Source organism: Streptomyces sp. NPDC049887 (assembly GCF_040656535.1).
GTDB lineage: Bacteria > Actinomycetota > Actinomycetes > Streptomycetales > Streptomycetaceae > Streptomyces.
On the sequence record NZ_JBFAMM010000011.1, the window covers coordinates 39,557 to 51,669 of the forward strand.

Below are 12,113 nucleotides of genomic sequence, written 5' to 3' on the forward strand. Positions count from 1 at the left end.
GTGTTCACTCTCCGGGTGGCGCAGGGTTACGGGCAGGGCGGGGCGGTACCGCGGCCTATACGCGCAGGACGGAGAGGTCTATCGGGCCGGGTGTCGCGAGCGCGGGCGGGGCGCGCTCAGGCGCGAGATCCGGTACGGCACCGGCGGCCGCCGGGCAGCCGGACCCGCCATGGGCGGTGGTCGGCAGGGCCGGCAGGAGTTCGTGCGCGGCGGACCCGCGCGGCGGCGTGGCGGGGTTCAGCCCGCCGTCACCGGAGCCTTCGCCGCAGCCGGGGGCCCGGTGCTCGCCGCCTGCCGTGGCGGCGGGCGGAGGCACGGCGAACCGCGTCGCCACCGCACCGGGCCGTGCCACCGCGGCGGGCGGAGCCACCGCACCGGACGCAACCACAGCGACCCGGGGCGGGCCGGCCCCGGTCGCGTCGCCGATGTCCGCTGCCGCACTCGACCCCACGCAGAGAAGTGCCCCCGCCAGCACCGCCGTGAGGGCCGCCACGACCGCGAGGGCGCGGTGCCAACGGCTGCTGGGGCTGGGCATGGACGAGGGCTCCTGGAGTCGACGTGCCCGCAATCGTACGGGCCGGCCGCTCCCCGGGCCGGTACGCCCTGCCCCGCACCGGCCGTCCGGGACCCTCGCCCGACCCCGCGCGACCTCGTACGTGCGGTCGAGTCGGGCAGGGCGGCGGGGAACGCCGGACCTCAGCGACCCGGCCCCCGCCCACCCCACGCATCACCGCCGGCAGGCACCCGCCCGAGGGCACCGCCTCGCCCGGCCGGACCCGCCGCCGGCACCGGCCGCTCCCCGGGCCCGTCAACCGCGCCCAGCTACCAGCGCCGCGTTCCCGGACGCCGCCGCGGAACACGGCACCTGCCGCTCCCCGGTCACCGACGGCAGACGCCGCCCGCCCCCGCTCCCCAGCGGAACCGGTCACCGCAGCCGGCCGGTGATCCGGCGCCCGGAACACCGGAAATGGGTTCGCCAGTCCGCTCGCACGGGTGCGATCCTGGATCCCGTATGTCTACTTCCTTCGCCGATCTCCAGAAGCAGCTGGCCGAGATCTCGCTGCGCGACGCGCACCGGCTCGGGCGGCGCCTCGAGGGCACCCGCCGCATCCGCAAACCCGAGGCCCGGCAGGCCGTGCTCGACGAGATCGCGGCCGAGGCCGGCAGGGCCGGCGCGCGGACAGCCGCGCGCGCCGCACGGGTGCCGGGGGTGACGTATCCCGAACAGCTCCCGGTCAGCCAGAAGAAGGACGAGATCCTCGAGGCGATACGGGACCACCAGGTCGTGATCGTCGCGGGGGAGACCGGATCCGGCAAGACGACACAGATCCCCAAGATCTGTCTCGAGCTCGGCCGCGGCGTACGCGGCATGATCGGGCACACCCAGCCGCGCCGGATCGCCGCGCGGACGGTCGCCGAGCGTGTCGCCGAGGAGTTGCGCACCCCGCTCGGCGAGGCGGTGGGCTGGAAGGTCCGGTTCACCGACCAGGTGAACCAGGACGCGACCTTCGTCAAGCTCATGACGGACGGCATCCTGCTCGCGGAGATCCAGACGGACCGCGAGCTGCGCGCCTACGACACGATCATCATCGACGAGGCCCACGAGCGGTCGCTCAACATCGACTTCCTGCTCGGCTATCTGGCCCAGCTGCTACCGAAACGTCCCGACCTCAAGGTCGTGATCACCTCCGCGACCATCGATCCCGAGCGGTTCTCCAGGCACTTCGGGGACGCGCCGATCGTCGAGGTCTCCGGCCGGACCTACCCCGTCGAGGTCCGCTACCGCCCCCTCCTCGAGGAGGAGAGCGACGAGTCCGACCGCGACCAGATCACCGCGATCTGCGACGCGGTCGACGAACTCCAGAGGGAAGGGCCGGGCGACGTCCTGGTCTTCCTGTCCGGCGAGCGGGAGATCCGCGACACCGCGGACGCGCTGAACAGGAAGAACCTCCGCAACACCGAGGTCCTCCCCCTCTACGCCCGGCTGTCGCACGCCGAGCAGCACCGCGTCTTCCAGCCGCATTCGGGCCGCCGCATCGTCCTCGCGACGAACGTGGCGGAGACGTCCCTGACGGTGCCGGGCATCAAGTACGTCATCGACCCGGGCACCGCCCGCATCTCGCGCTACAGCCACCGCACCAAGGTCCAGCGCCTGCCCATCGAGGCGATCAGCCAGGCAAGCGCCAACCAGCGCAAGGGCCGCTGCGGCCGTACCTCGGACGGCATCTGCATCCGGCTCTACAGCGAGGACGACTTCCTGTCCCGGCCGGAGTTCACCGACGCCGAGATCCTCCGTACGAACCTGGCGTCCGTCATTCTCCAGATGACCGCGGCCGGCCTCGGCGACATCGAGCGCTTCCCCTTCATCGACCCGCCGGACCACCGCAACATCCGCGACGGCGTGCAGCTCCTCCAGGAGCTGGGTGCGCTCGAACCGGCGCAGAAGTCCCCCCAGGAGGGGAGGAAGGCGCAGCGGCTCACTCCGATGGGCCGCAAGCTCGCCCAGCTGCCCGTCGACCCGCGCCTCGCCCGGATGGTGATCGAGGCCGAGAAGAACGGCTGCGTGCGCGAGGTCATGGTCATCGCGGCCGCGCTCTCCATCCAGGACCCGCGGGAGCGCCCCGCCGACAAGCAGGCCCAGGCCGACCAGCAGCACGCCCGCTTCAAGGACGAGACGAGCGACTTCCTCGCCTTCCTCAACCTCTGGCGCTATGTCCGCGAGCAGCAGAAGGAACGCGGCTCGTCCAGCTTCCGCCGGATGTGCAAGCAGGAGTACCTGAACTACCTGCGCATCCGCGAGTGGCAGGACATCTACGCACAGCTGCGCACGGTGGCCAAGCAGATGGGGCTCAGCTTCGAGGAGCCCGCGGCCGAGGCCGGCGCGCCTGACCAGTCCGTGCACGTCTCGCTCCTCGCCGGCCTCCTGTCCCACGTCGGGATGAAGGACGTGAAGGACGGCGCGAAGAACGAGTACCTGGGCGCCCGGAACGCCAAGTTCGCCGTCTTCCCCGGCTCGGCGCTGTTCAAAAAACCGCCGCGCTTCGTGATGTCAGCCGAGCTGGTCGAGACGTCCCGGCTGTGGGCGCGGGTCAACGCGAAGATCGAGCCCGAGTGGATCGAGCCGCTCGCCGAGCACCTGGTGAAGCGCACCTACAGCGAGCCGCACTGGGAGAAGGACCAGGCGGCGGTGATGGCGTACGAGAAGGTCACGCTGTACGGCGTGCCGATCGTCGCCCAGCGCAAGGTGAACTACGGGCGCATCGACCCCGGGGTCAGCCGTGACCTCTTCATCCGGAACGCCCTGGTCGAGGGCGACTGGCGGACCCACCACAAGTTCTTCGCGGACAACCGCAGGCTGCTCACCGAGGTGGAGGAGCTGGAGCACCGGGCCCGTCGCCGCGACATCCTCGTCGACGACGAGACCCTGTTCGACTTCTACGACCAGCGGGTGCCGGAGCACGTGGTGTCCGGGGCCCACTTCGACTCGTGGTGGAAGCACAAGCGCCGTGAGCAGCCCGAGCTGCTCGACTTCGAGCGCGAGATGCTCATCAACGAGAAGGCCGGGGCGGTCACCAAGGACGACTATCCGGACTCGTGGCGGCAGGGGCGGCTGAAGTTCCGCGTCACCTACCAGTTCGAGCCGGGGGCGGACGCCGACGGCGTGACCGTGCACATCCCGCTCCAGGTGCTCAACCAGGTCACGGACGAGGGCTTCGACTGGCAGATCCCGGGTCTGCGCCACGAGGTCGTGACGGAACTGATCCGCTCCCTGCCGAAGCCGATCCGCCGGAACTACGTGCCGGCGCCGGACTTCGCGAAGGCATTCCTGGAGAGGGCGGTCCCGCTGCAGGAGCCGCTGCCGGTCACGCTGGCGCGGGAGCTCCAGAGCATGGTCGGGGTGCCGGTCTCGGCGGACGACTTCGACCTGGCCAGGGTCCCGGACCATCTGAAGGTCACCTTCCGGATCGTCGACGAGCGGCGCCGCAAACTGGCCGAGGACAAGGACCTGGAGGCGCTGCGCCTGCGGCTGAGGCCGAAGGCGCGCAAGGCGCTGTCGGAGGCCGCCGCGGCCACGGCGGGGCGGTCCGGCGGCGACGCCGTCGAGCGCACGGGGCTGAAGTCCTGGACGATCGGCACCCTGACGCGCGTCTTCGAGACCCGCCGTGCGGGCCAGCCCGTCAAGGCCTACCCGGCGCTGGTCGACGACGGCGATTCGGTCTCGGTACGCCTCTTCGACACCGAGGCCGAGCAGGCGGAGGCGATGTGGCGGGGCACCCGTCGGCTGATCATGCTGAACATCCCGGTGAACCCCGCGAAGTTCGCCTCCGACCGGATGTCCAACCAGCAGAAGCTGGCCCTGTCCGCCAACCCGCACGGCTCGGTCCAGGCGCTCTTCGACGACTGCGCGACGGCCGCCGCGGACAAGCTGATCGCGGACCACGGCGGTCCGGCCTGGGACGAGGAATCGTTCCGGAAGCTCTATGACAAGGTCCGCGCCGACCTCGTGGACGCGACCGTGCGGACCGTCGACCGGGTGGGGCAGATCCTGGCCGCCTGGCAGGCCTGTGAGCGCCGTCTCAAGGGCACCACCAGCCCGGCGCTCGCCGGCAACGTCAAGGACGTGCGCGAGCAGCTGGCGTGGCTCGTCCCGGCGGGCTTCGTGACGCGGACGGGCCTGCGCCGGCTGCCCGACCTGATGCGCTATCTGATCGCGGTGGACCGCCGGCTGCAGCAGATGCCGACCTCCGTCCAGCGCGACACGACGCGCATGGAAAAGGTCCACGAGATGCAGGACGAGTACGCCTGGCTCCTGGAGCAGCTGCCCAAGGGCCGGCCGGTGCCGCCGGAGGTGCGGGACATCCGCTGGATGATCGAGGAGCTGCGGGTGAGCTACTTCGCTCACGCGCTGGGCACCGCCTACCCCGTCTCCGACAAGCGCATCGTCAAGGCGATCGACGCGGCGGCACCGTGACGCGGCCGTTGCCTTGAGTGAGTTCGACCGGACCCTCTGACCTGCTGTACAGTCTCTCTCGCAGCCAACGAGCGATCGGCTGCGAAACCTGGTCCTGTGGAGCAGTTTGGAGTGCTCGCCACCCTGTCAAGGTGGAGGCCGCGGGTTCAAATCCCGTCAGGACCGCAGTGAACGGAAGGCCCGCACCAAGTGGTGCGGGCCTTCCGGCGTATTGACGGGGACTTGCGCCGCCGGTACCCAGTCAGGACAGGGGTTGCGGGGCCCCCGATCCGCGGAGGTGGCGCGATGGCGGCATCCACAGCGAGACACGAGACCAGGGCGCTGCTGCGCGCCCATCTGGCGGCCGCCTCCGGCTATCGGCACCTCACTCGGCGGTGTCCGGTCTGTCATCGGCTGCTGCGCCTCGCCATGGACCCGTCGGAGGCCGTGCCGGAGGAGCCCGTTCCGCCGCCCTCCGCGCTTCTGGGGGGCCGTCAGCCGGCCGTACCCGCCCCGGCCGTGGAGCGCCCGGAAACCCCGCGGAACACCGCGCGCGCGGCGGACCCGACGGCCCAGGCGGAAACAGCCGGCACGGCGGGCGCCGGGCTCCGCCCCGGAGCCGAAGCCGCACCCGGCTCCGACCCCGGCTTGGGCTCCGGCTCCGGCTCCGGCTCCGGCTCCGGGGACGAAGGTCCCACCCGTGCATGACCGATGGCACCTTCCCCCGCCGTGGACGGGCGGCAGGCTCACGGGGGAGGACAGGCCACCCGCGGCAAGACCTGCGGCATGTGACGGGAGTCACCGAACGAGTTTGTGGAGCGGGCGACTTTACACCCTCCCTACAGGCGAAAAATCAAATACGTGCAATTGCACCCCTGTCTGAGCAGCCCCGCACGTCTCCCCAGGGGCCCCCTGGGCCCCCTACGGGACACGCGCCGCACGTGCATCCATCCCTGCCCCCACCGAACCGCCCGTACGCGGCCCGAACGCCCCGGCACACAAAAAAGATCGCGCTGGACCCGGCGGAGTCCAGCGCGATCGACGACGAAACCTGTTGGGGCAGGCGCCCGCCGTGTCGAGCTCTGTGCAGGGCTACCGGATTGGGGGTCCGGAGATGCCCTTGATCGGGGTGTCAGGCCTCGCTGCGCTGCTGCGGAATACCCGCCAGCAGTGCGCGGACCTCTGCCTCGCGGTACCGGCGATGTCCACCGAGAGTACGGATGGACGTGAGCTTGCCTGCCTTGGCCCAGCGCGTGACCGTCTTCGGGTCCACGCGGAACATCGTGGCAACCTCAGCCGGGGTCAGCAGCGGCTCGGCATCAGGGGTGCGAGCGGTCATGAGCGGCCTCCTCGGGAGAACCGAACCTTCTCGGTTCTTTCCTCTAAATTCTGCACCTTGACCCGCGTTGCCCGAAATGGCGGACGCGGGCCGAGTCGGTTATAGGACGAACGGCTTGTCCTCGGCACTACAACTACACCATCTGTCCAGCCACGTCGGCCAAACCGATGGAATTGCCCTCTCAGGTGTTCATCAGCGGCGGAAGCCGATGGTTCATGCCATAACGGACAGTCACGTCACAGTGACGATCAGTCACAGAGCGATCAGGAGTCATCAGACCCCCCATAGAGTGCAATGCTGAGATTTCCGCCCTTAGGTAGGCGGAAGGAACCCTCCCCGGACTCCTTGTCCTATTTTGGCATGAGGGTGGGCGAGGGTTGCAAGGGACGACTTAGTGCTGTCCATCACGCTTGAACCAAAGGCCCGGATCGGGGCCTACGTCCCCTACATGCCCGGTTCGGTTCCGGGAAGGGTACGACATGTCCCGAGCGTCAGTTCGCGAACTGACGGTCCCGGACCGCCCGCCAGCGGTCCGTGAGCCGGCCGTAGGCCGCACCCGCGCCCTCGCCGTCGCCGTCCCGCAGCGCCGCGATGCCGGCGGCCACATCGGCGGCGGACCGGTCCTCGGCCAGCCGGTCCGGCGGCAGGGCGTGGACGAGCCCGCCGTAGTCGAGCTCCACCAGGGAGCGCGGGTGGAACTCCTCCAGCCACCGCCCCACGTCCACCAGCCCCTCCGTGAGCGGCCCCTCCTCGATCGTGTCCCGCAGGGTCTTCAGGCCCCGCGCCAGCCTGCGCCGGGCCTGGACCATCGGCGTGCGGTACCGCATCACCGGCGGCACTCCGGGGACCTCGCCCGGCTCGTACTCGCGCTCGTCGTCCGCGAACAGGACGAACCAGCGCACCGGCACCTGCCAGACGGCGCTCCTGATCCAGGGGCGGGCGTCCGGGTTGCGCATCCGCCACGCCTCGTAGTCGGCGGCGGCCTGACCGCGCACCACCGGCGGCAGCACCGCGTCGAGCACCGGGGGAGGGAAGAGCCCGGTCAGCTCCTCCAGGGCCAGCCAGCCGCGCAGCCTGGTCCGCCAGGGGCAGACACGGACGACGCCGTCGTCCTCGGTGACGAAGGCGTCGGGGCTCTCGTGCACCGGCACCGGCACCGGAGGGGTGGGCAGCAGGTCCGCCAGCGACCGCCGGAGCTCGTCCTGGGCGGTGGGGGTCCGCCCGGAGCGGGCATAACGGGACCAGTGGCTCCGCTCGGGCTCCGGGAACGCCGCCAGGGGCTCGTACACCCGCAGGTAGGACGCGTACGGGACGAGCACGGAAGTGGCGGCCGTCATGTCACAGATCCTTCCACGCACCTACTCCGGGAGAGGGTGATCCTCAGCACTGGGACCGATCTACCCAGCCGTAGGACTTACTCTCTTGCCCATCGGGTCCCTCCCCACCCGCAGGAGGGTCCTCAATCGCCGCTTCGTACTTGGGAGTCACCACCGTGACCGATGTGACCGACGGCGTCCTGCACACCCTGTTCCACTCGGACCAGGGCGGACATGAGCAAGTCGTGCTCTGCCAGGACCGCGCCAGTGGTTTGAAGGCCGTCATCGCCATCCACTCCACCGCCCTGGGCCCTGCCCTCGGCGGCACCCGCTTCTACCCGTACGCCTCCGAGGAAGCCGCCGTCGCCGACGCGCTGAACCTCTCCCGGGGAATGTCGTACAAGAACGCCATGGCCGGCCTCGACCACGGCGGCGGCAAGGCCGTGATCATCGGAGACCCGGAGCGGATCAAGTCCGAGGAGCTGCTGCTGGCGTACGGCCGGTTCGTCGCGTCCCTCGGCGGCCGTTACGTCACGGCCTGCGACGTCGGCACGTACGTGGCCGACATGGACGTCGTGGCCCGCGAGTGCCGCTGGACCACCGGCCGCTCCCCCGAGAACGGCGGCGCCGGCGACTCGTCCGTGCTCACCGCCTACGGCGTCTTCCAGGGCATGCGCGCCTCCGCCCAGCACGAGTGGGGCGACCCCACGCTGCGCGGCCGCAAGGTGGGCGTCGCCGGCGTCGGCAAGGTCGGCCACTACCTGGTCGAGCACCTGCTCGAGGACGGGGCCGAGGTCGTCGTCACCGATGTGCGCGAGGAGTCGGTGCGCCGGATCACGGACAAGTTCCCGCAGGTGCGGGTGGCCCGGGACACGGACGAGCTGATCCGCGCGGAGTCCATGGGGGGTCTGGACATCTACGCTCCCTGCGCCCTCGGTGGCGCGCTGAACGACGAGACGGTTCCCGCGCTGACCGCCCGGATCGTGTGCGGCGCCGCCAACAACCAGCTCGCGCACCCGGGCGTCGAGAAGGACCTCGCCGACCGCCGCATCCTCTACGCACCCGACTACGTCGTGAACGCGGGCGGGGTCATCCAGGTCGCCGACGAGCTGCACGGCTTCGACTTCGACCGGTGCAAGGCAAAGGCGTCGAGGATCTTCGACACCACGCTGGCAATATTCGCACGTGCGAATGAGGACGGCATTCCGCCGGCCGCGGCCGCGGACCGCATCGCGGAGCAGCGGATGGCGGAGGCGCGTCGCCGATAACACCCCGCGGGTGTTCCTCGCCGACCGGGGGAGACAAGACTCACGCCGGTCGGCGAGCCGCCCGCCGAGAAGAGGTTAAAATCGCGGTTGACCAGCGAGGACGGGGCGCCTCGCGGGTCCTGCGAGGTGGCACGTGATGCGGGCGGCGTACCGTATGGCCGCGGAAGCAGGTACCGTTGAAGCCCTACGGACCGGTCTCTCCACGGAGAGCCCGCTCCGAACCATGAACGCGTGTCAAGACTCTGGGGCCGTCGAGCCCCGTCACCGAGGGGGTCGAGCCATGGGGCGCGGCCGGGCCAAGGCCAAGCAGACGAAGGTCGCCCGCCAGCTGAAGTACAACAGCGGTGGGACGGATCTTTCACGTCTGGCCAGCGAGCTGGGCGCATCGACTTCGAGTCAACCGCCGAACGCGGAGCCGTTCGAGGACGACGAGGACGACGACCCGTACGCCCGCTACGCGGATATGTACAACGACGACGAGGACGACGACGAGGAGTCCGGTCCGTCGTCACAGCGTCGCGGTGCTTGACGCCTGCACCTGCATTCTTCAGACCCGGTCCGAGGCCCAGCCCCGGACCGGGTTCTGTGCTGTTCAGCTCGCGTAGTCTCCGACCATCCCGGCGCCGGTGGTGTGCTCCCCGCGCTCGGTGATCCCTCCGGCGACCCATGCGTCAACACCGCGGTCGGCGAGGGTCGTCAGGGCGACGTCGACCGACTCCTGCGGAACGACCGCCATCATCCCCACGCCCATGTTGAGGGTCTTCTCCAGCTCCGCGCGCTCCACCTGGCCGGCGCCGCCGACGAGGTCGAAGACCGCGCCCGGCGTCCACGTCGACCGGTCGACGACCGCGTGCAGCCCGTCCGGCACCACGCGCGCCAGGTTGGCGGCGAGCCCGCCGCCGGTGATGTGGCTGAAGGCGTGCACCTCGGTGGTCCGGGTCAGGGCCAGGCAGTCCAGCGAGTAGATCCTGGTGGGCTCGAGCAGCTCCTCGCCGAGGGTGCGGCCGAACTCGGGGATCTCCCGGTCGAGCGTCCAGCCCGCCCGGTCGAAGACCACGTGCCGCACGAGCGAGTACCCGTTCGAGTGAAGGCCCGAGGACGCCATCGCGATCACGGCGTCGCCCGTACGGATGCGATCGGCGCCCAGCAGCCGGTCGGCCTCCACGACGCCCGTACCGGCGCCGGCGACGTCGAAGTCGTCCGGGCCCAGCAGACCCGGGTGCTCGGCGGTCTCGCCGCCCACCAGGGCGCAGCCCGCGAGGACGCAGCCCTCGGCGATGCCCTTGACGATGGCGGCCACGCGCTCCGGGTGGACCTTGCCGACGCAGATGTAGTCGGTCATGAAGAGCGGCTCGGCGCCGCACACGACGATGTCGTCCATGACCATCGCGACGAGGTCGTGGCCGATCGAGTCGTACACGCCCATCTGGCGAGCGAGGTCGACCTTGGTGCCGACGCCGTCGGTCGCGGACGCGAGCAGCGGGCGCTCGTAGCGCTTGAGGGCGGAGGCGTCGAAGAGGCCGGCGAAGCCGCCGATGCCGCCGAGGACCTCGGGGCGGCGGGTCTTCTTCACCCACTCCTTCATCAGCTCGACGGCGCGGTCGCCCGCCTCGATGTCGACGCCCGCGGCAGCGTAGGAAGCACCTGTCTCAGACATTGCCTGGGATCTTTCGGTTGGAATGACGGAACCTGGTCACGGACGACGGAGCGCGTCGGCGGCGTCCGCGCCGCCCGCAAGCTCGGTCTCCAGCAGCTGCTTGCCGAGCAGCTCGGGGTCGGGCAGTTCCATCGGGTACTCGCCGTCGAAGCAGGCGCGGCACAGGTTCGGCTTGTCGATGGTCGTGGCCTCGATCATGCCGTCGATGGAGATGTAGGCGAGTGAGTCGGCGCCCAGCGAGGTGCCGATCTCGTCGATCGTCATGCCGTTGGCGATCAGCTCGGCACGGGTCGCGAAGTCGATGCCGAAGAAGCACGGCCACTTCACGGGCGGGGACGAGATCCGGACGTGCACCTCGGCGGCGCCGGCCTCGCGGAGCATCCTCACCAGCGCGCGCTGGGTGTTGCCGCGGACGATCGAGTCGTCGACCACCACGAGCCGCTTGCCCTTGATGACTTCCTTGAGCGGGTTCAGCTTGAGGCGGATGCCCAGCTGGCGGATCGTCTGGGAGGGCTGGATGAAGGTCCGGCCCACATAGGCGTTCTTGACCAGGCCCGAGCCGTAGGGGATGCCCGAAGCCTCCGCGTAGCCGATGGCCGCGGGGGTGCCGGACTCCGGCGTCGCTATGACGAGATCGGCCTCGACGGGCGCCTCCTTCGCCAGGCGGCGGCCCATCTCCACCCGGGAGAGGTAGACGTTGCGGCCCGCGATGTCGGTGTCGGGGCGGGCGAGGTAGACGTACTCGAAGACACAGCCCTTGGGCTTCGCTTCTGCGAAGCGGGATGTGCGGATGCCGTTCTCGTCGATGGCGATGAGTTCGCCCGGCTCGATCTCGCGGACGAAGCTCGCACCGCAGATGTCCAGGGCCGCGGACTCGGAGGCCACCACCCAGCCGCGCTCGAGCCGACCGAGGACCAGCGGGCGGATGCCCTGCGGGTCGCGCGCGGCGTACAGCGTGTCCTCGTCCATGAAGACCAGGGAGAAGGCGCCGCGGACGTCGGGGAGGACCTTGGCGGCCGCCTGCTCCACGGTGAGGGGCTTGCCGTCGTCGTCGGTCTGCCCCGCGAGCAGCGCGGTCACGAGGTCGGTGTCGTTGGTGGCGGCGACCTGGGTGGCTCGGCCGTCCTGGCGGGGCAGGTCGGCGACCATCTCGGCGAGCCGGGCCGTGTTCACCAGGTTGCCGTTGTGGCCGAGCGCGATGGAGCCGTGGGCGGTCGCCCGGAAGGTCGGCTGCGCGTTCTCCCACACGGAGGCACCCGTGGTCGAGTAGCGGGCGTGACCGACCGCGATATGACCCTGGAGGGAACCGAGTGAGGTCTCGTCGAAGACCTGGGACACGAGGCCCATGTCCTTGAAGACGAGGATCTGGGAGCCGTTGCTGACCGCGATGCCCGCGGATTCCTGGCCCCGGTGTTGGAGGGCGTAGAGCCCGAAGTACGTGAGCTTGGCGACCTCTTCACCCGGAGCCCAGACACCGAAGACGCCGCAAGCGTCCTGGGGGCCCTTCTCGCCGGGGAGCAGGTCGTGGTTGAGTCGTCCGTCACCACGTGGCACGGCACCGAGTGTAGGCGAGATCGACCAC

Annotated in this window: 9 protein-coding genes and 1 tRNA gene; 5 read left to right on the plus strand and 5 right to left on the minus strand. The window is 70.4% G+C overall.

Annotated elements, in window-relative coordinates; translation table 11 throughout:
- Positions 1-55: 55 nt before the first annotated feature.
- A complete protein-coding gene (locus AB0J10_RS15780) occupies positions 56-535 on the minus strand; it encodes a hypothetical protein (RefSeq protein WP_363061841.1) in 480 nt (159 codons plus the stop codon).
- A gap of 477 nt (positions 536-1,012) precedes the next feature.
- Here AB0J10_RS15780 and hrpA point away from each other — a divergent pair, with 477 nt between their 5' ends.
- From hrpA to AB0J10_RS15795, 3 genes are all read left to right on the plus strand, one after another.
- Positions 1,013-4,972, plus strand: coding sequence for an ATP-dependent RNA helicase HrpA (hrpA, locus tag AB0J10_RS15785; RefSeq protein ID WP_363061843.1), 3,960 nt, complete (start codon positions 1,013-1,015; stop codon positions 4,970-4,972).
- Between the two features lie 90 nt (positions 4,973-5,062).
- Positions 5,063-5,137 (plus strand) — tRNA-Asp (locus AB0J10_RS15790).
- 120 nt (positions 5,138-5,257) lie between these two features.
- On the plus strand, positions 5,258-5,659 hold the full coding sequence (locus AB0J10_RS15795) for a DUF6274 family protein (RefSeq protein WP_363061845.1): 402 nt from the start codon (positions 5,258-5,260) through the stop codon (positions 5,657-5,659).
- 424 nt (positions 5,660-6,083) lie between these two features.
- Here the strand turns inward: AB0J10_RS15795 and bldC are convergent, their stop codons facing one another.
- Together bldC and AB0J10_RS15805 are read right to left on the minus strand one after the other, a co-directional pair.
- Positions 6,084-6,290, minus strand: a complete 207-nt coding sequence (bldC, locus tag AB0J10_RS15800) for a developmental transcriptional regulator BldC (protein ID WP_003949541.1) — start codon at positions 6,288-6,290, stop codon at positions 6,084-6,086.
- A gap of 491 nt (positions 6,291-6,781) precedes the next feature.
- Positions 6,782-7,627, minus strand: a complete 846-nt coding sequence (locus AB0J10_RS15805; protein ID WP_363061847.1) for a hypothetical protein — start codon at positions 7,625-7,627, stop codon at positions 6,782-6,784.
- A gap of 155 nt (positions 7,628-7,782) precedes the next feature.
- Here AB0J10_RS15805 and AB0J10_RS15810 point away from each other — a divergent pair, with 155 nt between their 5' ends.
- Together AB0J10_RS15810 and AB0J10_RS15815 are read left to right on the plus strand one after the other, a co-directional pair.
- Entirely contained in the window at positions 7,783-8,874 is a 1,092-nt protein-coding gene (locus AB0J10_RS15810) for a Glu/Leu/Phe/Val dehydrogenase dimerization domain-containing protein (RefSeq protein ID WP_363061849.1), read from the plus strand.
- 280 nt (positions 8,875-9,154) lie between these two features.
- Positions 9,155-9,403 (plus strand): DUF3073 domain-containing protein, encoded by a 249-nt coding sequence (locus tag AB0J10_RS15815; protein WP_363061851.1) that lies wholly within the window; start codon positions 9,155-9,157, stop codon positions 9,401-9,403.
- 63 nt (positions 9,404-9,466) lie between these two features.
- Here AB0J10_RS15815 and purM read toward each other — a convergent pair whose 3' ends face one another.
- Together purM and purF are read right to left on the minus strand one after the other, a co-directional pair.
- Complete coding sequence (gene purM, locus AB0J10_RS15820; RefSeq protein ID WP_363061853.1) at positions 9,467-10,531, minus strand: phosphoribosylformylglycinamidine cyclo-ligase; 1,065 nt, start codon at positions 10,529-10,531, stop codon at positions 9,467-9,469.
- A 36-nt stretch (positions 10,532-10,567) separates the two neighbouring features.
- The gene (gene purF / locus AB0J10_RS15825) at positions 10,568-12,085 is read right to left on the minus strand and encodes an amidophosphoribosyltransferase (RefSeq protein ID WP_363061855.1); all 1,518 of its coding nucleotides are present in this window, start codon (positions 12,083-12,085) and stop codon (positions 10,568-10,570) included.
- Between the last annotated feature and the right edge of the window lie 28 nt (positions 12,086-12,113).